The following is a 24,359-nucleotide window of genomic DNA, read 5'->3' on the forward strand; positions in this document are numbered from 1 at the left end:
GGAAAACGTTGGACGAGACGTATCGTCTCGTCTAGTCTCGACGTCATGACCGCCACGCCCGCACATATCGCCATGTTCTCCATCGCCGCGCACGGCCATGTGAACCCCAGCCTGGAGGTGATCCGGGAACTCGTCGCCCGCGGCCACCGGGTCACGTACGCCATCCCGCCGGTGTTCGCCGAGAAGGTGGCCGCGACCGGGGCCCGGCCGGTGCCGTACACCTCCACGCTGCCCGGACCCGACGCCGACCCGGAGGCCTGGGGGAGCACCCTGCTGGACAACGTCGAGCCGTTCCTGGACGACGCCGTCCAGGCGCTGCCGCAGCTCATCGAGGCCTACGCGGGCGACGAGCCCGACCTCGTGCTGCACGACATCGCCTCCTACCCGGCCCGCGTCCTCGCCCACCGCTGGGGCGTCCCGGCGGTCTCCCTCTCGCCCAACCTCGTGGCCTGGCAGGGGTACGAGGAGGAGGTGTTCGAGCCGACGTGGGCCGAGCCGAGGAAGACCGAACGCGGGCAGGCCTACGAGGCGAGGTTCGCCGCCTGGCTGGCCGAGAACGGGATCACCGAGGGATGGGACTCCTTCATCGCCCCGACCCGCTCGCTCGTCCTCATCCCCAAGGCCCTCCAGCCGCACGCCGACCGGGTCGACGAAGGCGTCCACAGCTTCGTCGGCGCCTGTCAGGGCGACCGCGCCGACCAGGGCGACTGGCAGCGCCCGGCCGGCGCCGAGAAGGTCGCGCTGGTGTCCCTGGGCTCGGCGTTCACCAAGCAGCCCGGGTTCTACCGGGAGTGCGTCCGCGCCTTCGGGGGCCTCCCCGGCTGGCACCTGGTCCTCCAGGTCGGCCGCCATGTGTCCGCCGCCGAGCTGGGCGAGGTGCCGGCCAACGTCGAAGTGCACGGCTGGGTACCCCAGTTGGCGATCCTGAAGCAGGCCGACCTGTTCGTCACCCACGCGGGCGCCGGGGGCAGCCAGGAGGGCCTCGCCACCGCCACCCCGATGATCACCGTACCGCAGGCCGTCGACCAGTTCGGCAACGCCGACATGCTGACGTCCCTCGGCGTCGCCCGGCGGCTGGACACCGAGGAGGCCACCGCCGACCGCCTGCGCGAGGCCGCCCTCGCCCTCGTGGGCGACCCGGAGGTGGCCCGCCGTCTGAAGACCGTCCAGGCGGAGATGGCCGACGAGGGCGGCACCCGCCGGGCGGCCGACCTCATCGAGGCCGAGCTGCCCGCGAGCCGCGCCGCGTCGACGGGCTGACCGGACGAGGGATGTCCGTTCCGCCGCCAGCGCGCGGGTTTGCGAATACAAAAGCTTGTTGAACAAGTCACAGCTGCGTGGAGAGGTTGCTCCGGCCCCCGCCCATCGGCCAGAGTTTCGCGCAGTCCGCCCCCACGCGGACCCGGCCGTCGTGCCCACCCCCACGGGGCACGACGGCCGTTCTAGGCTGGCCGTATGACGACCTACGCGGCGCTGTTGCGCGGCATCAACGTCGGCGGCGCCAGGAAGCTGCCCATGGCCGACCTGCGCACGCTCCTGACCGGCCTCGGTCACACCGGCGTGCGGACCTATCTCCAGAGCGGGCAGGCCGTGTTCGGTGCGGAGCGGGCGGACGAGGAGTCGCTGGCGGCACAGCTCGGCCGGGCGATCGAGGAGCGTTTCGGCTTCCCCGTCGACGTGCTCGTGCGCGACCACGCCTATCTGAAGGCCGTGGCCGAGGCCTGCCCCTTTCCGGCCGCCGACCTGGCGCCGAAGCAGCTGCACGTCACGTACTTCTCCGCGCCCGTCACCCCGGACCGCTACGCCGGCATCGACCAAGGCGCCCATCTGCCCGAGGAGTTCCGGATCGGCGACCGCTGCCTGTACCTCTACGCCCCGGACGGCGTCGGCCGCTCCAAGCTCGCCGAGGCACTGGGCCGGCAGCCGGCGAAGGGGCTGATCGCCACGAGCCGGAACTGGAACACCGTACTCAAACTGGTGGAGTTGACCGCTCCCCAGGCGTGACACGGCGGGGCACAGGTGTGCGAGGCTCGCCCCATGCGCTACATCATCATCGGGGCCGGAGCGGTCGGCGGGTCCGTCGGCGGGCGGCTCGCCCAGGCCGGGCGCGAGGTCGTCCTCGTGGCCCGCGGCAAGCACCTGGCGGAGCTGGACGCACACGGGCTGCGGCTGCTCGTACCGGAAGGCCCGGCGACGTACCGGCTGCCCGTCGTCGACGGACCCGGTCCGCTCGGCGAACTGCGCGCCGACGACGTCCTCCTGCTCGCCGTGAAGACCCAGGACACCGTCGCGGCCCTGGAGACCTGGGCCGAGGCGCCGGTGGCGGGCGGCGGTACGGCGGGCGGGAGACTGCCGCTCGTGTCCCTGCAGAACGGCGTGGAGAGCGGCCGGCTCGCGCTGCGCCGCTTCCGGCACGTCTACGGCGTCTGCGTCTGGCTGCCCTCGACCTTCGTGGAGCCCGGTGTCGTCTCCGCCGCGGGCAGCCCGCTCACCGGCGTCCTGCACCTCGGCCGCCTGCCGCACGGCACCGACGGCACCGCCCGCCGCGTCGCCGCCGACCTGGCGGACGCCCGCTTCGCGGCACCGGTGGTGCCGGACGTGGCCCGCTGGCAGTACGCCAAGCTGCTCGCCAACCTCGGCAACGCCATCGAGGCGGTGAGCGGATCCGCCGCCCGCGAGACCGGCTCCGGGCTGTACGCGCGCGTGCGGGCCGAGGGCGAGGCCGTGCTCGACGCCGCCGGGATCGCGTACGCCGGCGACGCGGAACAGCGCGCGGCGCGCGGCGACAAGGTGAACCTGGTGCCGCTGCCGGGCGCACCGGCCGGCGGCTCCTCCTCCTGGCAGTCGCTCGCCCGGGGCACCGGCACCATCGAGACCGACTACCTCAACGGCGAGATCGTCCTGCTCGGTCGGCTGCACGGCGTACCGACCCCCCTGAACGAACTGCTCCAGCAGCTCGCGGGCCGCTTCGCCCGCGAGCACCGGGCCGCCGGATCCATGCCGGTCGGGGAGCTGCTGCGCAGGGCGGACGAGGCGGAGCGGAGCGGGGTGGAGCAGGCGTCGCGGGGATAGCCGACGAGGTCGGGATCAAGCCAATTGGGCCAAGAAAAGAAGCGGCGAATGGGCCGGGATTGAGCACCAATGACCGACTAGCGTCCGTGTCATGAAGCACAGCGACACCGCCGCCGCCACCGAGCCCGCCCGCACCCGGGTCGACTTCTTCTTCGACCCGGCCTGCCCGTTCGCCTGGCTCACCTCCCGCTGGCTGCTGGAGGTCGAACGGCGGCGCCCGCTCGACCTCCGGTTCCGGGCGATGAGCCTGTACCTGCACAATGTCGGCAACGAACTCCCCGACTGGTACCGGGACCTGGTGGACCGCTCGATCGGCCCGGTGCGGGTCGCCGTGGCCGCGGCCGAACGGCACGGCGAGGGGGTGCTGCGCGAGCTGTACACCGCGTTCGGCACCCGCATCCACGAGCGCGGGATCAAGGACTTCGACGAGGTGATCACCGCCTCACTGGCCGAACTCGGGCTCCCCGCGGACCTGGCGGCCGCCGCCCACGACCCGGCGTACGACGACGCCGTACGCCGCAGCCACGAGGCCGGGGCCGAGCCGGAGACGGGCGCCTACGTCGGCACGCCCACCCTCCACGTCGACGGCACGGTGTGGTTCGGACCGGTGCTGCGCGCCGTGCCGCGCGGCGCCGAGGCGGCCGAACTCTTCGACAGTTTCCGGGTACTGGCCCGCCACCCCGACCTGTTCGAGATCAAGCGCACCCGCACCGGTTCCCTCCGCTTCGACTGACCTCGACGCCGGATTGGCCGATAAACGCCCCTGCAGAGCCCGGAGTTCGCAGGACGTGTGACACGCGGGCGGCGACCGGCGCAGAACGGAGAGCCACCGGGTCCGACGTCACAGGGGAGCGCCGGACCCGGTAGCCCTGTACCACGTCCTCGCCCCGCGGGGGCCCGGCTCCGAGAACCTCGCGACAAACCCGCCCGCCCGTCCCTAGGGTCAAGAGCGCGGTCGGCCGGAGGGCGAGGGATGAACGACACGGGCAGCACGGGCAGGGCACCTTCAACGTCACCGGTGCCACCCGCCCGCCCCCGGCACCCGCCCTGAGGCCGCGCCCGGCGCCGCGCGTCAACGGCTCGCAGGCCCTGGTCAACGGACGCCGATCACCCAGATGGGTGGCGATTTTCGGCCCACTCCGCACCAACGTGCCGCCCGGGCCCGCATCGTCCCTGCGCGGGCCCGCGACCGCGGCGTACGGTCGCACACGCGCCGCCGCGACGTCGGTGACGTCGGCGGCTCCCGCACCCCCAACCCACCTTCCCCACCGGCTCCTTCGGGGCAGATACGAGGACAGGCATGAGCAGCTACAACTTCGGCGACCACGGTCGCATGGGCATCAGTGACGGACCACCGGACCTCGAAACCCTCATGGCCGTCGCGGACCGGCTCACCGGGGCACTGCGGGCCGAGTACCCGGGGCTCGTCCCGCACGGCGAGACCATCGAGCGCGAGCTGGCCCTGTCCGCCGAGGACGGCCTGCCCCCCAACCGGGGACGGATCCGCACCGCGCTGGAGGGCGTCGCCGTCGTGGCCGGCGCCGGCACGGGCAGCCTCACCTTCACCCGGCAACTCCTGCACGCGCTCGATCTGTGACCGGCCGCCGTCCCGCCGCCAGGCCACCGTGGCCCTCGTGGGCGGCGGGACGGCGGGCCGGCCCGCCCGGGCACGTCCCGAGGCCGGCCGTCCGGTCGCTTCGCGCGGCGGACCCGGAACCTGGATGCTTCCCGGTGCTTGCCGTCCGGGTGCCCTGCGCGGTGGGTCAGCTGCCCGGGTACTTCAGCTGACGGGCCGGCCGCCCGGGTACGTCGCCCGGCGGTCCGGCACGACGGGCCCGTGCGGCGGTAGGCCGGCCCCGGCCACTTCTTCCCGCACGGCCGGGCCGTCGGCGAGCAGGTCGTCCAGTGCCACCGTGCGGCCACCCAGCCCGGCCTCCCGCAGCGCGGCGGCCCCGGCCGGTTGCGCGGACGGTGGGAAGTGCGGCAGGTCATGGCGGCCGGTGCGACGGCCCCCTCCGGCAGCGAGCCGTGTGCGGCCTTGACGGCGGCGGGACCCGCGCGGCGAACCGTGCGCGACGGGCCGTGCTCGCCTGGCGGTGCGCTCAGGCGCCCAGGGCCGCCAGCGCCGGCCGGCGGGCCGCGTCGTAGCGCTCCAGCAGGACCCGCGCCACCTCCGGTGCCGGGCCCAGCACCTCCGCCCGTACGTCCGCCCCGGCCGCGCCCCGCGCGATGCGGTCCGGCAGGAAGCCGGGGGCCAGGACGTAGGGCGCGACGGCCACCCGCTCGCAGCCGAGGGCGCGCAGTTCGGCCACGGCGTCCTCGGTGCGGGGCAGTGATGCGGAGGCGAACGCAGGCCGCACGGCGCACCAACCGGTGTGCCACCACTCCCGCGCGATATCGGCGATCACTGCGATCGCCTCCGGGTCGGAGGACCCCGCCGAGGCCAGCACGACCCCGGTCGAGGGCTTGTCGGCGGGTGTCAGGCCCGCCTCGTACAGGCGCCGTTCCAGCGCCGACAGCAGCAGCGGAGACGGGCCGAGCACGTCCGCCTGCCGGATCCGCAGCCGCGCCGGGGCTTCGCGCAGCACGGCCGGGATGTCGGCCTTGGCGTGGAAGGCGCGCGTCAGCAGCAGGGGGAGGGCGACGACGTCCCGCACCCCCTGCGCCGCCAGGGACTCCAGCACGCTGTGCACGGACGGCACGTTGAAGTCCAGGAACCCGGTCTCCACGCGCAGCCCCGGCCGCAGCGACCGCACCCGCTCCACCAGGGCGTGCACGGTCGCCGCGTGCCGAGGGTCACGGCTGCCGTGGGCGACGACGAGAAGAACCGGGGCGCGCATGCTCAGCCCTTCACCAGCAGACCGCGGCTGCGCAGCACCCACCGCTCCAGTGGACTGAAGATCACCAGGTCGATCGCGACGCCGACGAACAGGATGAGCAGGATGGCCTCGAACACCATCGCCATGTCGCTGGCGTTGCGGCCGTTCTCCAGCAACTGGCCCAGCCCGACGCCCAGATCGGGGAAGGACGCGATGATCTCGGCGGCCATCAGCGAGCGCCACGAGAACGCCCAGCCCTGCTTGAGACCCGCCACATAGCCGGGCATCGCGGCGGGCAGCGTCACATGCCAGACGCCCTTCAGCCCGGTCGCGCCCAGCGTGCGGCCCGCGCGCAGGAACAGCGGCGGCACCTGGTCGACGCCGGACACGAGGCCGTTGGCGATGGACGGCACCGCGCCGAGCAGGATCACCGCGTACATCATCGAGTTGTTCAGGCCCAGCCAGATCACCGCCGGCGGCACCCACGCCACCGACGGCAGCGACTGCAGTCCGGACAGGATCGGGCCGATGGCCGCGCGCACGAACTTCGCCCGCGCCACCAGCAGCCCCAGGGGGGTGCCGATCAGCAGGGCGAGCGCGAAGCCCAGCAGTCCGCGCGACACGGACGTCCAGATGTAGCCGAGCAGCGTGCCCTGGAGCCAGGCCTCCTTGAACGCGTCGCCGACGGCAGCCGGCGAGGGCAGCTTGGTCGGGTTGTCGACGACCGGGTAGAGCAGCGCCCACACCGCCAGGACCACCGCGATCGCGACGATCGGCGGCAGGATCTTGTTGACCAGGGTCTGCCGGAGCGGCGGGCGCCCGGTGGTGGTGGTCTCCAGCGCGTCGAGGCCCGCCTCGACGCTCCCGGCATCCTGGGCCGGTGTCGTCTCAGTGCTGGCCATGACGGCGGATCTCCCCCCGCAGTACGTCGGTGATCTCAAGGGACAGTTCGGCCACGGGGGCGTCCTCGATGCGCCGCGGCTGCGGTATGCCGACGCGCCACTCGCGCGCGATCCGGCCCGGCCGGGAGGACAGCAGGACGACCCGCTGCGCGAGCCGGACCGCCTCGCGCACGTTGTGCGTGACGAACAGAACGGACAGGCCGGTCTCGGCCCAGATCCGGGTCAGCTCGTCGTGCAGGACGTCGCGGGTGATGGCGTCCAGCGCCGAGAACGGCTCGTCCATCAGCAGCAGGTTGCTCTCCTGCGCGAGCGCGCGGGCCAGCGCGGCGCGCTGGCGCATACCGCCCGACAGCTCGTGGACCCGCTTGCCGTGCGCGCCCTTCAGCCGGACCAGGGCGAGCAGCTCCTCGGCCCGCTCGCGCCGCTCCGGCTTGGGAACTCCCCTGAGCTTCAGGGCGAGTTCGATGTTCTTGCCCGCGGTCAGCCACGGGAACAGCGCGTGCTCCTGGAACATCAGGGCCGGACGCCCGTCCGTCGTGATGGCGCCGGTGGAGGGCCGGTCGAGCCCGGCCACCAGGTTCAGCAGCGTGGACTTGCCGCAGCCCGAGGCCCCCAGGAGGGTGACGAACTCGCCCGGAGCGACATCGAGGCTGATGTCGTCCAGGACGAGCTGCTGCCCGCCCGGAGTCGGAAAGGACTTCGAGACATGCTCCAGGCGCGCCGCGTACTCGGTCGTTTCGGCGGCCTTGGCGAAGGTCGTGGCCATGGTCGTCACCTCCTGGGGACTGGTCGAGACCTGCGTCAGCTCGTGCCGAGACCGGCCGCGTCGACCGTGCTCGCGCCCTCGGCCCTGAGGACCTTGTTGAGGATCGTGAGGTCGTAGATGCCCTTCAGGTCGGGCTGCTTGAGCAGGCCGGCCTGCACGGCGTGCTGCGCCTCGGTGCCGAGCGTGGAGGCCAGCGGGTCGTCGGTGAACACGATCGACTTCCACGCCGGGTCGAGGACCTTCGCCGGCAGCGCCTTGCCGGAGTCGGCCGCCAGCTGCTTGTTCGCCGCCGCCTTGGCCTGGTCCGGGTTGGCGTTGATCCACTTGTTGGCCTCGACGGAGGCCTTCAGCACGGCCTCGACCGCCTTCGGGTGCTGCTTCAGGAACGACTGCCGCACGATGATGTTCGTGATCACGAACTTCTTGTCCGGCCACAGCGACGACTCGTCCAGCAGCACCTTGCCGCCCTCGGCGACCAGCTTCGAGGCGGTCGGCTCCGGCACCCAGGCGCCGTCGACGGAGCCGTTCGCGAAGGCGTCCGGGGTCACCTTGTTGTCGGTGCGGACGACCGACACATCGCCCTTGCCGCTCTGTGCGTCGACCTTCCAGCCCTGCTCGGCGATCCAGTTGAGGAACGCCACGTCCTGCGTGTTGCCCAGCTGGGGCGTGGCGATCTTCTTGCCCTTGACGTCCTTCAGGGAGGTGATCTTCTTCGGGTCGACGACCAGCTTCACCCCGCCGGACGCCGAACCACCGATGATCTTCAGGCTCTTGCCGTTCGACTTGGTGTAGCCGTTGATCGCCGGGGAGGGCCCGATCCAGCCGATGTCGATGGACCCGGAGTTCAGCGCCTCGATCTCGGAGGGACCGGCGTTGAAGATCGCGTAGTCGGCCTTGGTCGCGCCCAGCTCCTTCTGGAAGAAGCCCTTCTGGTTGGCGACCAGCGCGGTGCCGTGCGTCAGATTGCCGAAGTAGCCGATCTTGACGGAGTCGAGCCCGTCGATCTTCTTCGCACCGGCGGCCACCTTCGCGGTGTCGTCGGTCTTGGCCTGGGAGCCGTATCCGCAGGCGGCGAGGGTGAGCAGGGGGAGCGCGGCCGTCACGGCTATGCCGCGACGCAAGAGCTTCGAGCGGCGGTTGGCAGGCACGGGAGGTGTTCCTCTCGTTGGCCCGGCGGTCACGCCTGTCAGGTCGTGGCCGGGAGGTCGGCAGGTCTTCGTCTACGGCGGTGGGGGGTGCGGGCGCGCGAGCGGTGCGCGTACGTCAGCGCACACATCGGGCCACTCCGCCCTGTCCGCTGCCGAGGGCGCCGCTGCCGACCCGGCCGCCCTCCTTGGCGAACGTCGAGTAGAAATCGGGGAAGTTCACGGTCAGAAGTCCCAGCCGTCCTCGTCGGGCTGGTCCTTGACCGGCTCCGGGGCGGCGAACGACTCGCCGACCATGCCCGCCGTCAGCGTGGTGCCGTCGGCCGGGTCGATCAGGATGAAGGAGCCGGTGCGGCGCGAGTCGGCGTAGGAGTCGACCGGCAGCGGCTCGGCGGTACGGATCTTCACCCGGCCGATGTCGTTGGCGACGAGCCGTCCCGGGTGCGGGTGCAGGGACAGGTCGTCGAGGGTGAGCCGGGACGGGATGTCCTTCACGATCGCCTTGACCGTCCGGGTGCCGTGCTTGAGCAGCACCCGGTGCCCGACGGTCAGCGGGGCGTCGGCCACATGGCAGACGGTCGCCTCGACATCCTGGGTGGTGGCCGGGGCGTCCTTCGTCGGCACGATCAGGTCGCCGCGCGAGACGTCCACGTCGTCCTGGAGCAGGACGGTCACCGACTGCGTCGTCCAGGCCGCCTCGACCGGCTCGCCGAGCAGGTCGAGGCCGGAGATCCTCGTGGTCCGGCCGGACGGCAGGATGGTGACCTCCTCGCCGACCCGGAAGGTGCCGGCCGCGATCTGGCCCGCGTAGCCGCGGTAGTCGGGGTGCTCGGCGGTCTGCGGCCGGATCACGTACTGCACGGGCAGCCGGGCGTGGCAGTGCGCCAGGTCGTGGCTGACCGGCACCGTCTCCAGGTGCTCCAGCACGGTCGGGCCGCCGTACCAGTCCATGTTCGCGCTCGGCTCCACCACGTTGTCACCGGCGAGCGCCGAGATCGGGATCGCGGTGACCTCCGGGACCCCCAGCTCGGTCGCGTACGCCGTGAACTCCTCGGCGATCGCGGCGAAGGCGGTCTCCTGGTAGTCGACGAGGTCCATCTTGTTGACGGCGAGCACGACGTGCGGGACGCGCAGCAGGGCCGCGATGGCCGCGTGCCTGCGGGTCTGCTCGACCACGCCGTTGCGCGCGTCGACCAGGATCACCGTCAGCTCGGCCGTGGAGGCACCCGTGACCATGTTGCGGGTGTACTGCACATGGCCCGGGGTGTCGGCCAGGATGAACCGGCGCCGGGGTGTGGCGAAGTAGCGGTACGCCACGTCGATCGTGATGCCCTGCTCCCGCTCGGCGCGCAGGCCGTCGGTGAGCAGGGCCAGGTCCGGGGCGTCCTGGCCGCGGCTGGCGGAGGCGCGCTCCACGGCCTCCAGCTGGTCGGCGAGGACCGACTTGGAGTCGTGCAGCAGCCGCCCGACGAGTGTGGACTTGCCGTCGTCGACGGAGCCGGCGGTGGCGAACCGCAGCAGGGTGGTGGCCGAGAGCGCCTCGGTGACGGTCGTGCTCATGGTTAGAAGTACCCCTCGCGCTTGCGGTCTTCCATCGCGGCCTCGGAGAGCTTGTCGTCGGCGCGGGTCGCGCCCCGCTCGGTGAGCCGGGAGGCGGCGATCTCGGCGATCACGGCGTCCAGCGTGGTGGCGTCGGAGTCGACGGCACCCGTGCAGGACATGTCGCCGACGGTGCGGTAGCGCACGAGCCGCTTCTCCACCGTCTCGCCGTCCTTCGGACCGCCCCACTCGCCGGCGGTCAGCCACATGCCGCTCCGGGCGAACACCTCGCGCTCGTGCGCGAAGTAGATCTGCGGCAGCTCGATGCCCTCGCGGGCGATGTACTGCCAGACGTCCAGCTCGGTCCAGTTGGACAGCGGGAAGACCCGGACGTGCTCGCCGGGGGCGTGCCGGCCGTTGTACAGGTTCCACAGCTCGGGGCGCTGGCGGCGCGGGTCCCACTGGGAGAACTCGTCGCGCAGGCTGAACACCCGCTCCTTGGCGCGGGCCTTCTCCTCGTCCCGGCGGCCGCCGCCGAACACCGCGTCGAACTTCTCGCTCTGGATCTTCTCCGTCAAAGGGAGCGTCTGGAGCGGGTTGCGGGTGCCGTCGGGACGTTCCTTCAACACACCCCGGTCGATGTAGTCCTGGACCGAGGCCACATGGAGGCGCAGCCCGTGTGCGGCCACCACACGGTCCCGGTACTCAAGAACCTCGGGAAAGTTGTGTCCCGTGTCCACATGGAGGAGCGAGAAGGGGACCGCGGCCGGGGCGAACGCCTTCAGCGCGAGGTGCAGCATGACGATGGAGTCCTTGCCCCCGGAGAAAAGGATCACCGGGTTCTCGAACTCGCCCGCCACCTCACGGAAGATGTGCACGGCCTCCGATTCGAGGGCATCGAGGTGCGACAGGGCGTACGGGGTGCTGGTGCCGTCCTTCACCGTGGCGGCCGTGGTCATGCCAGTCCCCTCTCGCTCAGCAGGGCGTGCACGCGGGCCGCGGACTCCTGCACCGTCTGGTTCTGCGACTCGATCCGCAGATCCGGGGTCTCGGGCTCCTCGTACGGGTCGTCGACCCCGGTCAGCCCGGTCAGCTCGCCCGCGGCCTGCTTGGCGTACAGCCCCTTCACATCGCGGACGCTGCACACCTCGACCGGCGTCGCCACATGGATCTCCAGGTACGGCGTGGCGTTCTCCTCGTGCCGCTTGCGGACCGCCTCCCGGCTGTCCGCGTACGGCGCGATCACCGGCACCAGCGCCTTCACGCCGTTGCGGGCGAGCAACTCGGCGACGAAGCCGATGCGCTGCACGTTGGTGTGCCGGTCCTCGCGGGAAAAGCCGAGGCCCGCCGAGATGAACTCGCGGATCTCGTCGCCGTCGAGCACCTCGACGCGGTGGCCCTCGGCGCGCAGCCGGCCGGCCAGCTCGTACGCGATGGTGGTCTTGCCGGCGCTCGGCAGACCCGTGAGCCAGACGGTGGCTCCGGTCGTCACGTCGTTCTCCTGTGAATTCTGGTCGTCCGTCATCCGTGCAGCCCGCACTCGGTCTTGGCGCGGCCCGCCCAGCGGCCGGCGCGCGCGTCCTCGCCCGCAAGGACCCGCCGGGTGCACGGGGCGCAGCCGACGGAGGCGTAGCCGTCCATCAGCAACGGGTTGGTGAGCACACCGTGTTCGGCGACGTAGGCGTCCACGTCGTCCTGCGTCCAGCGGGCGATCGGCGAGATCTTGACCTTCTGCCGCTTGTCGTCCCAGCCGACGACCGGTGTGTTCGCCCGGGTCGGGGACTCGTCGCGGCGCAGGCCGGTCGCCCAGGCCTGGTAGCCCTTCAGGCCCTCCTCCAGCGGCTGGACCTTGCGCAGCTTGCAGCACAGGTCGGGATCGCGGTCGTGCAGCTTCGGGCCGTACTCGGCGTCCTGCTCGGCGACCGTCTGCCTCGGCGTGAGCGTGATGACGTTGACGTCCATCACGGCCTCGACGGCGTCGCGGGTGCCGATGGTCTCGGGGAAGTGGTAGCCGGTGTCGAGGAAGACGACGTCGACGCCCTTCAGCACGCGGGAGGCGAGATGGGCGACCACGGCGTCCTCCATGGAGGAGGTGACGCAGAACTTCGTGCCGAAGGTATCGACCGCCCACCGCAGGATCTCCAGGGCGGAGGCGTCCTCCAGCTCCCGGCCCGCCTGCTCCGCAAGTGCCTTCAACTCATCGGTCGTACGGTCGTGCTGAGCCGTCGTCATATCCGGTCGTCCCCTCCGTTGTCGGCCCGCTGAAGGCCCCGGGCCAGCAGCCCGAGGAACTTCAGCTGGAATGCGCGGTTGCACGCGCCGCATTCCCAGGCGCCATGGCCCTGCTCACCCGGACGCAGGTCCTCGTCGCCGCAGTAGGGGCAGTAGAAGGGCGCGGCCCGCTCGCTCACGACAGCGCCTCCTCGGAAGCCCGCGCCGCCCAGGCGGCGAACCGCTCGCCGTCCTCGCGCTCGGCCTGGAAGCGCTTGAGGACACGCTCGATGTAGTCGGGCAGCTCGGCGGAGGTGACCTTCAGACCGCGGACCTTGCGGCCGAAGGACGGCTCCAGGCCGAGGGCACCGCCCAGGTGGACCTGGTAGCCACCGACCTGGTTGCCCTCGGAGTCGGTGATCAGCTGGCCCTTGAGACCGATGTCCGCGGTCTGGATGCGGGCGCAGGCGTTCGGGCAGCCGTTGATGTTGATGGTCAGCGGCTCGTCGAACTCGGGCAGCCGCCGCTCCAGTTCGTCGATGAGGTCGCTGCCGCGCTCCTTGGTCTCCACGATGGCGAGCTTGCAGAACTCGATGCCCGTGCAGGCCATCGTGCCCCGCCGGAAGGGGGAGGGGCTGACCCTGAGGTCCAGCGCCTCCAGCCCGTCGACCAGCGAGTCGACCCGGTCCTCCGGCACGTCGAGGATGATCATCTTCTGCTCGACGGTGGTGGACACCCGCCCCGAGCCGTGTTCCTCGGCCAGCGCGGCGACCTTGGTGAGCAGCGAGCCGTCCATGCGGCCCACGCGCGGGGCGAAGCCGACGTAGAAGCGGCCGTCCTTCTGGCGGTGCACGCCGATGTGGTCGCGCCACGCCTGCGCGGGCATCTCGGGCGCGGGACCGTCGAGCAGCTTGCGGCCGAGGTACTCGTCCTCGACGACCTGGCGGAACTTCTCCGCGCCCCAGTCGGAGACCAGGAACTTCAGCCGGGCCCGGTGACGCAGCCGACGGTAGCCGTAGTCGCGGAAGACGGAGGTGACGGCCTCCCACACCTCCGGCACCTCGGCCTCCGGCACCCAGGCGCCAAGGCGCACACCGAACTTGGGGTTGGTGGACAGGCCGCCGCCGACCCACAGGTCGAAGCCGGGGCCGTGCTCGGGGTGGACCACGCCGACGAAGGAGATGTCGTTGATCTCGTGGGCGACGTCCAGCAGCGGCGAACCGGAGACGGCCGTCTTGTACTTGCGGGGCAGGTTGGAGAAGCGAGGGTCGCCGATGTAGCGGCGGACGATCTCGTCGAGCGCGGCCGTGCCGTCGATGATCTCGTCCTCGGCGACCCCGGCGACCGGGGAGCCGAGCATGCCGCGCGGGCAGTCGCCGCACGCCTCGGTGGTCGACAGGCCGACCGCCTCCAGGCGCTCCCAGATCGTGGGCACGTCCTCGATGCGGACCCAGTGGAACTGGATGTTCTGCCGGTCGGTGATGTCCGCGGTGCCGCGCGCGTACGTCTCGGAGACCTCGCCGATGACCCGCAGCTGTTCGGTGGTGAGCCGGCCGCCCGTGATGCGCACGCGCATCATGAAGTACTCGTCCTCCAGCTCCTCGGGCTCCAGCAGACCCGTGCGGCCGCCGTCGATCCCGGGGCGGCGCTGGGTGTACAGGCCCCACCAGCGGAAGCGTCCGCGCAGATCGTTCGGGTCGATGGAGTCGAAACCGCGCTTGGAGTAGATCGTCTCAATGCGTGTCCGCACGTTGAGACCGTCGTCGTCCTTCTTGAGTTGCTCGTTGCCGTTGAGCGGGGTGAGGTGGCCCACGGCCCACTGACCCTCACCGCGGTGACGGCTCACCTTGCGGCGGGGCGCGGAGGCGGCGGGGTTCGGCGGAGTGGCGGCCATGGTTCTACGTCCTTCGGGACCGACGGGAAGGGGATCTGACCTGCGCATACGCGCGCATGCGCACATGGTCGCGCATCATCGCGCGGCAGAAATCAGGAAGGGGGAGTGCGGCGGTGCTGGTGGGCTCAGCTCGCCGGACAGATGGCGCTGGACATGCGGCCGAGGTCGACGTGCCGCCGACTCACCAAGGCAATTCCAGTTCCAGGCATGACGGAAGCGTGTCACGGCGATCTGGACACAGTCCAGCTTTATCCATCATGCGGACACCCTTGTCCCGAAATATGGAACAAGGGTGTTGTCGCTCACATACGCTGCCGAAGGGGTTGTCGCGGCAGGTCGCGCCGGGTATCGGGGGTTATCGGCCGGCGTGCGCCCCGGGCCAGGGGCCCGGGGCCGACACCTCCGGCTCCAGCTCGATCTTGGTGTCGAACAGCTGGAAGCCGCGCCGCTGGTAGTTGGCCATCGCGAACTCGCCGTCCTTGCTGCACGTGCGCAGCCACACTCGCTTCGTCGGCGGCCGTCCCGGCCACCGCTCGGCCAGGTCCCAGGCGCGGGCCGTGCCGTACGACAGCAGATGACCGCCGATGCGCCGGCCGCGGAACGCGGGCACCAGACCGAAGTAGACGATCTCCACCGCGCCCTCGTCCTGCCCCTCCAGCTCCACATACCCGGCCGGCGTGCCGCGGTCGTAGGCCACCCAGGTCTCCACGCCCGGCCGGTCCAGGTACTCCTGCCACCGTGCGTAGCTCCACCCGAGCCGGTCGGTCCAGCGGATGTCGCCGCCGACCGAGGTGTACAGGAACCGGCTGAACTCGGGGGAGGGAACCTCGGCACGAACGATCCGGACGTCGTCGCCCTCGGGCGCCGTGGCGGCCAGGAGGTCGGTCGGTGACGTCTGCTCCAGAGACCAGGTGGTGACAGGGACGCTGCTCATGCGGGCCAGGGAATCATCCCGCCGCGGATCTGTCGATCGACCGGGTCACGCCGGAGGAGAGCCGTGCGCCCGGGCGAGGGACCGGTGCGGGCAGGGGCGCAGGGCGTGGGCTCGGACCGGTGTGCGGCTGGTGGCGTTCGGTGCGGCGTGGGTTCAGGTGCCGGCCCGGTGCGGCGGGGGCCGGGTGTTGGGCCGGAGGGCGTGGGGCGGGGTGCGGGGGTGCGGGAGTGGGACTGCGGGTCGGGGCGGGTGTGTGGCCGGGGGCGCGGACCGGTGTGCGGCCGGTCTGTGGGTCGGCGTCGGTGTGCGGCCGGGTGGGGTTCGGTGCGGCGTGGGGCCGGTGGGGCGCGGGGCGGGGGTGCGGGAGCGGGTCTGCGGGCGGGGGCGGGTGGTGCGGGTCGGGGCGGGTGTGTGGCCGGGGGCGCGGACCGGTGTGCGGCCGGTCTGTGGGTCGGCGTCGGTGTGCGGCCGGTGGGGCGCGGTGCGGCGTGGGGCCGGTGGGGCGCGGGGCGGGGGTGCGGGAGCGGGTCTGCGGGCGGGGGCGGGTGTGCGGCTGGGTGCGGATTCTGTCCGGCACGGGATTGGGGAGTGAGTGCGGACGGGTGTGCGGCTCGAGAGCGGGCGCGGGCCGATGTGCGGCCGGTCTGTGGACCGGGGCCGGTGTCAGGGCCGAGGTGGGCCTGTGGTCTGCCGGGGGCGGCTCAGTTCAGTGAGTGGTCCAGTTCGGCCAGTGGCAGTGAGAACAGCATCCGGTCCGACAGCGACCACACCTCGCCGGTCTCCTGCCAGTACGACAAGGGGCCCGCCCCCTCGGCCCAGCAGCGGTGCGAGGCATCCGCACCGCACTGCGCGGCCTTGGCCCCCGTGCTGTCCTGCCGCCACAGCTCGCCGTGTCCGTCCCGCGAGCCGGGCAGTCGTCCCACATACCAGGACGGACGATCCGCGCCGGGCTCCCGGTACGACAGCACTCCCCGGATCCCGGCCGCCCGCGTCCGGTACTCCTCCACCGCCTTCACCTCACCCGCGGCGTCCGTGGCGAGCAGCCCGCCGCGCGCGGGGGCCATGCTGAAGGCGTACCGCCACAGCCGGGCGGTGTGCCCGGCGCCGGGCGTCGTCCACTCCGCGGCGACCAGACTGTCGGGCGCGGTTCCCCGGTCCAGGGCGATCGCGCCCGGACAGGGCGGCCCCGAGGCGGCGCAGCGACCGGCGGTGAAGCGGTACGAGCCGATCGCGGGCATCACGTACCGGTAGCCGTCCGCCGACCAGCCGCCGGGCACCCGGCCGATCGCGGGCCCGTCGACGTCGGTGCGCTGGATGCGGTCGAGGTCGTAGACATAGAGCGCGTCGGCGCCGCCGGACCTGGCGGTGACCAGCAACTTGTCCTGGTACCAGACCATCCCGGAGACCCCCGACACCAGGCCCCGGTAGTCGCGGCCGCCGTCGACCGGCACCACCAGCAGCACCCAGCGGTAGGTGAGCCGGGCCGGGTCGTCGGCGTTCACGAAGGCGACCCGGGCGAGACCGCGCTCGGCGGCGCGGCCGGCCGTGGCACTGTGGGTCCAGCCCGCGAGGACGACCCGGTGCGCGCCCCAGACGCCGTCGTCGTCGGCGTCCCCGGACGTCGTCACCGAGGCCGGCCGCCAGACGCCGGCGGCGGTGTCCGCCGGGTCCCAGCAGTAGGCGCGGTCGGCGGCCGGGGCGACGGGCAGCGAGGCGCGGTCGGCGGACGCGCAGTCGGGGGCCTGGTTCATGCGGCGGTCGGCGCTCGCGAGGACGTCGTCCACACCGACCGGGGTGCCCATCGCCGAGGACAGCCGGTCCAGCGTACGGGCGGGGACGAGCTGTTCCCGCAGCCGCAGCCGGCCGGTGTCGGCGGGGGAGGAGAGCGACGTGAGCGTGCCGGGGCTGTCGGTGACGTCCGCCTGGGAGACGCTGATCAGGGTGGCGGCCGCGGTGAGCGCCAGCGCCGTGCTTGTCAGGAGCGCGCGCAGCGCGGCGCCCCGTCTGCGCCGGCGGTGTCTGCCGCGATGCTTCATCTCGTCCCCTCTTCCAGGGCTCCTTCGCCTCCGAGGTGCCTCGGTGGCCCGGCGCGGGCCGAGGCGGGCCAACTGTGCCTGGTGATCCGTAGGTTGACGCCTGGAACAGCCGGGGAGGCCCTGAAGGGATGCTACGGCAGTAACGGCCCGCGCAGGGCGAAGACCCCGCAATTGGATGGAAGACGGCCTCAGCGAACGGCGGTCCCGCCGTTCGCCGGAACCGCCCGGCGACGCGCGATCGCCGGTGCCGTCGAGGAAAGCAGCAGGTCACGCGGGTCGTCCGGGAGGAGCACCTCGATCTCCGCGCTCTCAGAGAAACGATAAGGCCGATGCTGGAGGAGTTCCCCGAGGTACCGCCGGATCCGCGACATCTCGGCCCGTACCGTCACCGTGCGTGAGGGATCCCCGAACAGATCCCCGGCGAGCGCCGCCGCCCCGCGCCCGGACCGGTGTTCGGCGAGCAGGTAGATCAACTCGGCGTGCCGGGGGCTGAGTTCACGTGACCAGGACCCTGCCGAACCGCTCACCGTCAGCGTGCTGCGCCCCGGCCTGCCGAGGTCCAGCACGAGCCGGGTCGCCGTGCCGGCCGGCTCCTGCGCCACCCGCAGCAGCCAGCCCCCGGCCAGCGGCTCCACCGCGCACGACCCCAGCGACGGCAGCCACCGCCGCCCCGGCGCCAGCGACTTGGGCAGCGCCACCCGCCGTACGTACGGCATCCCGGACACCGCCGCCGACCAGCCGTGGCGGTCCACCACCAGCGTCCGTCCCTCCAGCCGGGCCAGCACCGGCGCCGCCACCGACCGCAGCCGCTCCAGCGAGTCCAGGTGCATCTCCCGCAGCCGTGCCTCGGCCAGCTTGGCCACCGAGTCCACCCAGGCCAGGGTCGCCGGGTGCATCGTCTCCAGCGGGCCGCTGACGTCCACCACGCCGATCAGCCGGCCGTCCCGGGGATCGTTGATCGGTGCGCCGGTGCACGTCCAGGAGGTCTGCGAGCGTACGAAGTGCTCCGCCGCGAACACCTGCACGGGCCGGCGCACCACCGCGGGGGTGCCCACACCGTTCGTCCCGACGACGTCTTCCCGCCAGTCCGCGCCGAGTTCGAACCCGAGGCCGTCGGCCTTGCGCAGCACCGGAGAGGCGCCTTCCCGCCACAACACCCGCCCGTCCGCGTCCGCGACGACCATGATGTGCTGTGCGACGTCCGCGACCGAAAGCAGACCCTCGCGCAACACCGGCAGAACATGCCGCAGCGGTGACTCCTCGCGCCGGCGCCGCACTTCGTCCGACGGCAGCAGCCCCGAGCGGAAGTCGTGCTCGGGGTCCACGCCGTTGCGCAGCATCCGCCCCCAGGACTGCTCGATCACCGGCCGCGGCGCGATCCGCGCACGGTCACCGGCGAGTGTGGCCTCGCGCACCTCGCTCAGCACCCGCGCCGCGTCCACGGCGGCCAGGCGCGCCGCGTTCATCGGCGGGTTCACCACTGGGTCCTCCCGGAAAGGGCCCGGAAAAGGGCGTCGAACATCCTTGTCAAGCCGTACCGGCGGCGGTTTCCGGCCCGACTGTGCCCCCACATACTGCCGCTCCGGGCACGGCGGAGGCACATACTCCGCCCACGTGGGCCATTTTGTTGCAACCCCTTGCAACCCTGGTGAACCTACCTGGCGTGGCCGAGACTTGACCTCCCGGGGTGGTGCCGTGTCGGCGCAGCACCACCCCACCCCCTCGTCAACGCACCGAACCCACGGGACGGGCGCGCTCCACGATCGACTCCAGGTCCAGGCCCGTGGGCAGGGTGCCCAGGCTCGTGCCGTGGTCGCCGCCCAGGCGGGAGGTGCAGAAGGCGTCCGAGACCTCCGGTGGCGCGTGGCGGACCAGCAGGGAGCCCTGGAGGACCAGGGCCAGCCGCTCCACCAGACGGCGGGCGCGGGCCTCGACGCCGTCCAGGTCGGCGAGTTCGGTGAACAGGTCCTTCACCGCGCGGTCGAGGCGGTGGTCGGCGCCGTGGGCCCGGCCGATCTCCGTCAGGCAGGCGTCCAGCGCGCCCGGCTCGCGCCGCAGCACCCGGAGCACGTCCAGCGCCTGCACGTTCCCGGCGCCCTCCCAGACGGAGTTCAGCGGCGACTCCCGGACCAGCCGGGGCAGCCCGGACTCCTCGACGTAGCCGTTGCCGCCCAGGCACTCCGCGGCCTCCACCGCGACCGGCGTACAGCGCTTGGTGATCCAGTACTTGGCGGCCGGCACCGCGAGCCGCAGGAAGGCGCGCTCCTGCTCGCCGCCGTCGTCGCAGGCGGCAGCCAACCGCAGCGCGAGCGTGGTCGCGGCCTCCGACTCCAGGGCGAGGTCGGCGAGGACGTTGCGCATGAGCGGCTTGTCGATCAGCTTGCCGCCGAACGCCTCGCGGTGCGCGCAATGGTGCACGGCCTGCGCCACCGCCTGCCGCATCAGGCCCGCCGAGCCGAGCGCGCAGTCCAGCCGCGTCGCCGCCACCATCTCGATGATGGTGCGCACCCCGCGCCCCTCCTCGCCGACCCGGCGGGCCCAGGTGCCGTCGAACTCGACCTCGGCGGAGGCGTTGGACCGGTTGCCCAGCTTGTCCTTCAGCCGCTGGAGCAGGAACACGTTACGGGTGCCGTCCGCCAGGACCCGGGGGACCAGGAAACAGGTCAGGCCGCCGGGAGCCTGGGCCAGTACCAGGAACCCGTCCGACATCGGCGCCGAGCAGAACCACTTGTGCCCGCTCAGCGTGTACGTCCCGGCTTCGGCGAGCGGCCGGGCCTCGGTGGTGTTCGCCCGTACGTCGCTGCCGCCCTGCTTCTCCGTCATGGCCATGCCCAAGAGGGCCCCGGGCTTCTGCGCGGCGGGCCTCAGCTCGCGGTCGTAGACCGTCGACGTCAGCCGCGGCTCCCACTCGGCCGCCAGCTCCGGGTCGCAGCGCAGCGCGGGCACGGCCGCGTGGGTCATCGACAGCGGGCAGCAGTTGCCCGCCTCCACCTGGGTCCAGATCAGGAAGCCGGCCGCCCGGCGCACATGCCCGCACGGCCGGGTCCAGGCGGCGGTCAGCCCCGCGCCGACCCCCTTGCCGAGCAGCCGGTACCAGGCCGGGTCGAAGTCGACCTCGTCGATCCGGTGGCCGTAGCGGTCGTGCGTGCGCAGCCGGGGCGGGTTCTCGTTCGCCCGCGCTCCCCACTCCTGCACCTGCGCCGAGCCCGCGGACCGGCCCAGCCCGGACAGCTCCGCGCGCACCTCGGCCAGCACCTCGGGAGCGGTGTGGCGCTCGACGGCCGCCACGAGGGCCCGGTCGGCGGTGAACAGGTCGTAGCCGGCCAGTGGGGGCGGCTGGTTCGTCACGGTGTGGGTGGAGGTGCCTGCCATGCTTGCGAACCTACCCGGGGAAGTGCTGCTGATGGCCTCCAGCGTGGCACAGCGGCGCGGGGCGGTGGGCGAGCCGGACACGGTCGACCGGCCGGCCCGGCGGCGGACCCGATGCCGGCGGTGGGACGGGCCGTGATCAAACGGGCTGGAAGGGACGCGGTCGGCAGCCCGGAAGATGAGGGCGGTCCGGTGCTGCGGATACCGTTGGGTCGTGCAGCCAGCAAGTGAACCCCCCGAGCCGCCCGCCGGTCGCCTCCACCGGGCCAGAGCCCTCTACCGGAACGTCTCCAAACGCAGGACCGCCTGGCTGCTGCTCAAGGACACCGTCAACTCCTGCATGGAGTACCGCATCCTGGGCCTCGCGGCCGAGGCCGCGTTCTTCACGCTCCTGTCCGTGCCGCCCCTGCTGCTCTGCCTCATCGGGCTGCTCGCCTACGTCGACAACTGGACCGGCGCCCACACCATCCAGAGCCTGGAGACCAACATCCTCGACGCCTCCCGGACGGTCCTGTCCGACAAGGGCGTGAAGGAGATCGCCGAGCCGATCCTGCACGACGTGCTGAAGACCCGGCCCGACGTCATCTCCATCGGCTTCGTGTTCGCCCTGTGGTCGGGATCGCGCGCGGTGAACGTCTTCATCGACACCATCACCGTCATGTACGGCCTCGACGGCGTGCGCGGCATCGTCAAGACCAGGATGATGTCCTTCCTGCTCTTCATCGTGGCGCTGCTGATCGGCTCGGTGGCGCTGCCGCTGATGGTGGCGGGCCCGGACGCCGTGGTGCGGGTGGTGCCCTGGTCGGAGACGGTGGTGCAGGTCCTGTACTGGCCGGTGGTCATCGTCCTGTCCATCGCCTTCCTGACGACCCTGTACCACGTGTCCGTGCCGGTCCGCTCCCCGTGGATCGAGGACGTCCCCGGCGCCCTGGTGGCCCTGGCCATGTGGGTCTTCGGCAGCTTCCTCCTGCGCATCTACCTGGTGCACACCATCGAGGGCGCCACCATCTACGGCTCCCTGGCGGCCTCCGTCGCCGTCCTGCTGTGGATCGGCGTCTCGGCCTTCGCCGTCCTCGTCGGCGCGGCGGTGAACGCGGCCATCGACCGCGTCTGGCCCGCCGCCGCCACGGCCGCCGCCCGCGAGGCGAACGAGCGGGTCCGCGAGGCACAGGTCGCCGAGTACGTCGCCTGGGCGGCGGCCGCCCGCGATACCGACCCCGACGACCCCGACATGCCCTCGGAGTTCCCTGAGCGCTGGTCCCGCTTCCTCCCCCCGGAGGACGTCACGGCCCGCCTGCGTGCCCACGCGAAGAACCAGCAGCACCAGCACCCCGCCCACCACGGCAACGGCAACGCACACCCCCAGAAGGGCCAGGGTTCGGGACCGGGGCAGGGGTAGGGGCGCGGTCGGCCGCGCGGGGGCCGGGCTGAGGTCTCCACCCGGGGGTGCGGATCAAGGGTGGAGGGTATGGCCCGGTGCTTCCACCCGGTTTCCACCCGTCTCTCCACCGGTGCTCCGATCCGCCCGGCACCGCCTGGAACCTAGCGTTTACCCGCAGGCCGGCGACGGCTCCCAGTGGGCGAGGAGGCGAGGAGATGGCGCGGGTGCGAGGCGAAGCGACGGCACGGCCGCAGGGCATGGCGGGCACGACGTGCCACGCACGACGGACGGAGTCCGGCGCGGCGACGGACAGGAGCGTCAGGACGGCCAGGGCGGGCCGCGGCCCGCTGCTCGGAATCGCCGTCGGCCTCGTCCTGCCGCTCCTCGTCTACTACGCCGCCCGCGCACTCGGCGCCGGCCAGGGACCGGCGCTGCTGCTCAGCGGCGCGCCCCCCGCCCTGCGTCTGCTGTACGGCGCGGTCCGGCACCGCAGGATCGACGGCGTGGACCTGTTCCTCACGGTGCTGCTGGGCGCCGCCGCGCTGGTGTCCCTGATCGGCGGCGGTCCCCGGCTCCTGCTGTTCAAGGACGCGGCGCTGTCCCTCGCGGTCGGCACCTGGGCGCTCGGCACCGGCTTCACCCGCAGACCGCTGGCCTTCCAGCTCGGACAGCGGCTGCACCGGGGACAGGCAGCCCGGTCGCGGACCGGACTCTGGCGGGACTCCGCCGACTTCCGCCGGTCCCTGCGCGTCCTCACGCTGGCCTGGGGCGCCGAGCAACTGCTCGACGGCGGCCTCGGCACCCTCGCCGCCGCAACCCTGCCCACCGACCGAGTGCCACTGCTCACCCGGGTGGTGTCCTTCTCCCTGCTCGCCCTGACGGCCGCGGCCACCGCCGCCTACGCCCGCCGCTTCCGCGCCCGCCACGACATCCCCCTGCTCGGCGCCCCCGACTCCGGACACCCCGCCCGCGCTCGCGGCGAGCACCGGACCGGTGACCGAACGAACACCGCCCCGGCCGCCCCGGCCCACGCGGTCCCCCCGCCGACGGCGGCTCCCCGCGGCATACGCGCCGCGCCGGCCCCTCGCCCCCAACCCGGCGCATCACCCGACCGCCCCATCGGCTCCCGGGCCTGAGAGGTGGCCCTGCGCCGCCGACCGTCAGGTGCCTCCCCTTGGCCCAACCCCGCCAGGGACGCCGGCGACGTACGCTGACTCCTGTGTACACCGAGTGGGCCTCCCGGCTGACCGGTGCCGTCGTGTGGACGCGCGCCCCGAGCGGATCCGACGGCGGGGCGGTGCTGCCCGACGGCTGTATGGACCTGCTGTGGAGCGAGGGCCGACTACTGGTGGCCGGACCCGACACCCGCCCGTACGCCCCCGAGGGCCTGGATCGCTCCTGGGCGGGCATCCGCTTCTTCCCCGGCACCGCGCCCGCCCTGCTCGGCGTGCCGGCGCACCGACTGCGTGACCAGCGTGTGGAGTTGGCCGACCTCTGGCCCGCCGCCCGGGTCCGACGGCTGAGGGACCGTGTCGAGGCGGCGCCCGATCCGGCGACGGCACTGGAGGAACTGGCCCTGGAGGCGGCCGCACGGGCCGAGGCCCCCGATCCGCTGCTGCACCGGCTGGTGGAGCGCCTGCGTGCGGGCTGCCCGGTGGCCGCGACGGCGGCCGAACTCGGCGTCACGGCGCGCACCTTGCACCGCCGCAGCCTGAACGCGTTCGGGTACGGGCCCAAGACCCTCGCCCGTGTTCTGCGCCTGCAGCGTGCGCTGTCGCTGGCCCGCTCGGGACTGACGTACGCCGAGACGGCGGCCCGCGCGGGATACGCGGACCAGCCCCACCTCGCCCGCGAGGTACGGGAGCTGGCGGGGCGGCCGCTCGGGGAGCTACTCGGCGGCGGGTAGCGGGGCGAAGAGGTCGACGCCGTTGCCGTCGGGGTCGTGCACGGTGGCGTAGCGCTGGCCCCAGAAGGCGTCCCACGGTTTCAGCTCCCCGTGGTATCCGGCGCCCACGAGATCCTCGTACAGGGCGTCGACCCCGGCGGGGGAGTCGCAGCGGAAGGCGAGTGCGACGCGCCCACCGCCCTCGGGCGGGCGCCAGCCGGAGTGGAAGGAGCGGAGGGTCTCCTCGGTGTCCAGCGCGAGCACCAGCCCGCCGGGCAGTTCGGCCTCGACGTGCGGCTGTTCCTCGGCTCCGGGAGGGAAGGCCAGCCCGAGGCGGCGGTAGAAGGCGAGCGAGGCGGCCAGATCGGAGGCCACCACGCCGATCACTGCGAATCGTGCGGTCATG

General features: G+C 72.7%; 24 protein-coding genes and 1 pseudogene. 8 read left to right on the forward strand and 17 right to left on the reverse strand.

The annotated features are described in order from the left end of the window. The first annotated feature begins 8 nt into the window (after window positions 1-8). The 5 genes and pseudogenes from mgt to ACZ60X_RS05485 all read left to right on the forward strand — a co-directional run bounded on the left by mgt (window position 9) and on the right by ACZ60X_RS05485 (window position 4,669). Window positions 9-1,260 (forward strand): annotated as a pseudogene (gene mgt / locus ACZ60X_RS05465) (macrolide-inactivating glycosyltransferase). 195 nt (window positions 1,261-1,455) lie between these two features. Further along, window positions 1,456-2,004: a DUF1697 domain-containing protein gene (locus tag ACZ60X_RS05470; protein WP_469593583.1), complete on the forward strand. Its 549-nt coding sequence runs from the start codon at window positions 1,456-1,458 to the stop codon at window positions 2,002-2,004. A 33-nt stretch (window positions 2,005-2,037) separates the two neighbouring features. Next, the gene (locus tag ACZ60X_RS05475; protein WP_469593586.1) at window positions 2,038-3,072 is read left to right on the forward strand and encodes a ketopantoate reductase family protein; all 1,035 of its coding nucleotides are present in this window, start codon (window positions 2,038-2,040) and stop codon (window positions 3,070-3,072) included. Window positions 3,073-3,163: 91 nt separating this feature from the next. Then, window positions 3,164-3,805, forward strand: coding sequence for a mycothiol-dependent nitroreductase Rv2466c family protein (locus ACZ60X_RS05480; RefSeq protein WP_469593589.1), 642 nt, complete (start codon window positions 3,164-3,166; stop codon window positions 3,803-3,805). A 567-nt stretch (window positions 3,806-4,372) separates the two neighbouring features. Continuing rightward, entirely contained in the window at window positions 4,373-4,669 is a 297-nt protein-coding gene (locus ACZ60X_RS05485; RefSeq protein ID WP_469593592.1) for a hypothetical protein, read from the forward strand. 183 nt (window positions 4,670-4,852) lie between these two features. On the opposite strand, the gene ACZ60X_RS05490 is transcribed toward ACZ60X_RS05485, so the two are convergent. The 16 genes from ACZ60X_RS05490 to ACZ60X_RS05565 form a co-directional block, all read right to left on the reverse strand. Then, window positions 4,853-4,984 carry a hypothetical protein gene (locus ACZ60X_RS05490; RefSeq protein WP_469593594.1) on the reverse strand — a complete coding sequence of 44 codons (132 nt, stop codon included), beginning with the start codon at window positions 4,982-4,984 and terminating at the stop codon, window positions 4,853-4,855. A gap of 190 nt (window positions 4,985-5,174) precedes the next feature. Next, window positions 5,175-5,912: a sirohydrochlorin chelatase gene (locus ACZ60X_RS05495; RefSeq protein WP_469593597.1), complete on the reverse strand. Its 738-nt coding sequence runs from the start codon at window positions 5,910-5,912 to the stop codon at window positions 5,175-5,177. Window positions 5,913-5,914: 2 nt separating this feature from the next. Beyond that, window positions 5,915-6,793 (reverse strand): ABC transporter permease, encoded by an 879-nt coding sequence (locus tag ACZ60X_RS05500; protein WP_469593600.1) that lies wholly within the window; start codon window positions 6,791-6,793, stop codon window positions 5,915-5,917. Further along, a complete protein-coding gene (locus ACZ60X_RS05505; RefSeq protein WP_469593602.1) occupies window positions 6,780-7,559 on the reverse strand; it encodes an ABC transporter ATP-binding protein in 780 nt (259 codons plus the stop codon). The genes ACZ60X_RS05500 and ACZ60X_RS05505 overlap by 14 nt, the downstream gene beginning before the upstream one ends. 35 nt (window positions 7,560-7,594) lie before the next feature. Next, a complete protein-coding gene (locus ACZ60X_RS05510) occupies window positions 7,595-8,707 on the reverse strand; it encodes an aliphatic sulfonate ABC transporter substrate-binding protein (RefSeq protein ID WP_469593604.1) in 1,113 nt (370 codons plus the stop codon). Between the two features lie 222 nt (window positions 8,708-8,929). Then, window positions 8,930-10,264 carry a sulfate adenylyltransferase subunit 1 gene (locus ACZ60X_RS05515; RefSeq protein ID WP_469593606.1) on the reverse strand — a complete coding sequence of 445 codons (1,335 nt, stop codon included), beginning with the start codon at window positions 10,262-10,264 and terminating at the stop codon, window positions 8,930-8,932. Window positions 10,265-10,266: 2 nt separating this feature from the next. Continuing rightward, window positions 10,267-11,202 carry a sulfate adenylyltransferase subunit CysD gene (gene cysD / locus ACZ60X_RS05520; RefSeq protein ID WP_469593609.1) on the reverse strand — a complete coding sequence of 312 codons (936 nt, stop codon included), beginning with the start codon at window positions 11,200-11,202 and terminating at the stop codon, window positions 10,267-10,269. Continuing rightward, complete coding sequence (gene cysC, locus ACZ60X_RS05525) at window positions 11,199-11,768, reverse strand: adenylyl-sulfate kinase (RefSeq protein WP_469593613.1); 570 nt, start codon at window positions 11,766-11,768, stop codon at window positions 11,199-11,201. The genes cysD and cysC overlap by 4 nt, the downstream gene beginning before the upstream one ends. Further along, on the reverse strand, window positions 11,765-12,475 hold the full coding sequence (locus tag ACZ60X_RS05530; protein ID WP_469593615.1) for a phosphoadenylyl-sulfate reductase: 711 nt from the start codon (window positions 12,473-12,475) through the stop codon (window positions 11,765-11,767). The genes cysC and ACZ60X_RS05530 overlap by 4 nt, the downstream gene beginning before the upstream one ends. Beyond that, window positions 12,472-12,654 (reverse strand): hypothetical protein, encoded by a 183-nt coding sequence (locus ACZ60X_RS05535; protein WP_385840688.1) that lies wholly within the window; start codon window positions 12,652-12,654, stop codon window positions 12,472-12,474. The genes ACZ60X_RS05530 and ACZ60X_RS05535 overlap by 4 nt, the downstream gene beginning before the upstream one ends. Then, entirely contained in the window at window positions 12,651-14,348 is a 1,698-nt protein-coding gene (locus ACZ60X_RS05540; RefSeq protein ID WP_469593618.1) for a nitrite/sulfite reductase, read from the reverse strand. Before ACZ60X_RS05540 ends, ACZ60X_RS05535 begins: the two co-directional genes overlap by 4 nt. 125 nt (window positions 14,349-14,473) lie before the next feature. Further along, window positions 14,474-14,557 (reverse strand): putative leader peptide, encoded by an 84-nt coding sequence (locus ACZ60X_RS05545; protein WP_310739661.1) that lies wholly within the window; start codon window positions 14,555-14,557, stop codon window positions 14,474-14,476. Window positions 14,558-14,703: 146 nt separating this feature from the next. Beyond that, complete coding sequence (locus tag ACZ60X_RS05550) at window positions 14,704-15,282, reverse strand: GNAT family N-acetyltransferase (protein WP_469593620.1); 579 nt, start codon at window positions 15,280-15,282, stop codon at window positions 14,704-14,706. Between the two features lie 701 nt (window positions 15,283-15,983). Further along, complete coding sequence (locus ACZ60X_RS05555) at window positions 15,984-17,318, reverse strand: hypothetical protein (protein WP_469593624.1); 1,335 nt, start codon at window positions 17,316-17,318, stop codon at window positions 15,984-15,986. A gap of 188 nt (window positions 17,319-17,506) precedes the next feature. Next, window positions 17,507-18,784: a GAF domain-containing protein gene (locus ACZ60X_RS05560; protein WP_469594382.1), complete on the reverse strand. Its 1,278-nt coding sequence runs from the start codon at window positions 18,782-18,784 to the stop codon at window positions 17,507-17,509. A 259-nt stretch (window positions 18,785-19,043) separates the two neighbouring features. Beyond that, window positions 19,044-20,690 carry an acyl-CoA dehydrogenase family protein gene (locus ACZ60X_RS05565; protein ID WP_469593626.1) on the reverse strand — a complete coding sequence of 549 codons (1,647 nt, stop codon included), beginning with the start codon at window positions 20,688-20,690 and terminating at the stop codon, window positions 19,044-19,046. Window positions 20,691-20,901: 211 nt separating this feature from the next. Here ACZ60X_RS05565 and ACZ60X_RS05570 point away from each other — a divergent pair, with 211 nt between their 5' ends. From ACZ60X_RS05570 to ACZ60X_RS05580, 3 genes are all read left to right on the forward strand, one after another. Beyond that, the gene (locus ACZ60X_RS05570) at window positions 20,902-22,086 is read left to right on the forward strand and encodes a YihY/virulence factor BrkB family protein (RefSeq protein WP_469593629.1); all 1,185 of its coding nucleotides are present in this window, start codon (window positions 20,902-20,904) and stop codon (window positions 22,084-22,086) included. Window positions 22,087-22,283: 197 nt separating this feature from the next. Beyond that, window positions 22,284-23,204: a VC0807 family protein gene (locus ACZ60X_RS05575; protein ID WP_469593631.1), complete on the forward strand. Its 921-nt coding sequence runs from the start codon at window positions 22,284-22,286 to the stop codon at window positions 23,202-23,204. Between the two features lie 83 nt (window positions 23,205-23,287). Beyond that, the gene (locus tag ACZ60X_RS05580; RefSeq protein ID WP_469593634.1) at window positions 23,288-23,974 is read left to right on the forward strand and encodes a helix-turn-helix domain-containing protein; all 687 of its coding nucleotides are present in this window, start codon (window positions 23,288-23,290) and stop codon (window positions 23,972-23,974) included. On the opposite strand, the gene ACZ60X_RS05585 is transcribed toward ACZ60X_RS05580, so the two are convergent. Continuing rightward, on the reverse strand, window positions 23,957-24,358 hold the full coding sequence (locus tag ACZ60X_RS05585; RefSeq protein ID WP_469593636.1) for a VOC family protein: 402 nt from the start codon (window positions 24,356-24,358) through the stop codon (window positions 23,957-23,959). The genes ACZ60X_RS05580 and ACZ60X_RS05585 overlap by 18 nt on opposite strands. Window position 24,359 lies beyond the last annotated feature (1 nt).

Source organism: Streptomyces sp. NPDC104106 (assembly GCF_055584345.1).

What these genes read in the sequence shown, in the direction of transcription:
- ACZ60X_RS05470 (WP_469593583.1), top strand. Translation starts at nt 1,456, where the DNA reads ATGACGACCTACGCGGCGCTGTTGCGCGGCATCAACGTCGGCGGCGCC.
- ACZ60X_RS05475 (WP_469593586.1), top strand. Translation starts at nt 2,038, where the DNA reads ATGCGCTACATCATCATCGGGGCCGGAGCGGTCGGCGGGTCCGTCGGC.
- ACZ60X_RS05480 (WP_469593589.1), top strand. Translation starts at nt 3,164, where the DNA reads ATGAAGCACAGCGACACCGCCGCCGCCACCGAGCCCGCCCGCACCCGG.
- ACZ60X_RS05485 (WP_469593592.1), top strand. Translation starts at nt 4,373, where the DNA reads ATGAGCAGCTACAACTTCGGCGACCACGGTCGCATGGGCATCAGTGAC.
- ACZ60X_RS05495 (WP_469593597.1), bottom strand. Translation starts at nt 5,912, where the DNA reads ATGCGCGCCCCGGTTCTTCTCGTCGTCGCCCACGGCAGCCGTGACCCT.
- ACZ60X_RS05500 (WP_469593600.1), bottom strand. Translation starts at nt 6,793, where the DNA reads ATGGCCAGCACTGAGACGACACCGGCCCAGGATGCCGGGAGCGTCGAG.
- ACZ60X_RS05505 (WP_469593602.1), bottom strand. Translation starts at nt 7,559, where the DNA reads ATGGCCACGACCTTCGCCAAGGCCGCCGAAACGACCGAGTACGCGGCG.
- ACZ60X_RS05515 (WP_469593606.1), bottom strand. Translation starts at nt 10,264, where the DNA reads ATGAGCACGACCGTCACCGAGGCGCTCTCGGCCACCACCCTGCTGCGG.
- cysD (WP_469593609.1), bottom strand. Translation starts at nt 11,202, where the DNA reads ATGACCACGGCCGCCACGGTGAAGGACGGCACCAGCACCCCGTACGCC.
- cysC (WP_469593613.1), bottom strand. Translation starts at nt 11,768, where the DNA reads ATGACGGACGACCAGAATTCACAGGAGAACGACGTGACGACCGGAGCC.
- ACZ60X_RS05530 (WP_469593615.1), bottom strand. Translation starts at nt 12,475, where the DNA reads ATGACGACGGCTCAGCACGACCGTACGACCGATGAGTTGAAGGCACTT.
- ACZ60X_RS05540 (WP_469593618.1), bottom strand. Translation starts at nt 14,348, where the DNA reads ATGGCCGCCACTCCGCCGAACCCCGCCGCCTCCGCGCCCCGCCGCAAG.
- ACZ60X_RS05545 (WP_310739661.1), bottom strand. Translation starts at nt 14,557, where the DNA reads ATGCCTGGAACTGGAATTGCCTTGGTGAGTCGGCGGCACGTCGACCTC.
- ACZ60X_RS05550 (WP_469593620.1), bottom strand. Translation starts at nt 15,282, where the DNA reads ATGAGCAGCGTCCCTGTCACCACCTGGTCTCTGGAGCAGACGTCACCG.
- ACZ60X_RS05555 (WP_469593624.1), bottom strand. Translation starts at nt 17,318, where the DNA reads ATGAAGCATCGCGGCAGACACCGCCGGCGCAGACGGGGCGCCGCGCTG.
- ACZ60X_RS05560 (WP_469594382.1), bottom strand. Translation starts at nt 18,784, where the DNA reads ATGAACGCGGCGCGCCTGGCCGCCGTGGACGCGGCGCGGGTGCTGAGC.
- ACZ60X_RS05565 (WP_469593626.1), bottom strand. Translation starts at nt 20,690, where the DNA reads ATGGCAGGCACCTCCACCCACACCGTGACGAACCAGCCGCCCCCACTG.
- ACZ60X_RS05575 (WP_469593631.1), top strand. Translation starts at nt 22,284, where the DNA reads ATGGCGCGGGTGCGAGGCGAAGCGACGGCACGGCCGCAGGGCATGGCG.
- ACZ60X_RS05585 (WP_469593636.1), bottom strand. Translation starts at nt 24,358, where the DNA reads ATGACCGCACGATTCGCAGTGATCGGCGTGGTGGCCTCCGATCTGGCC.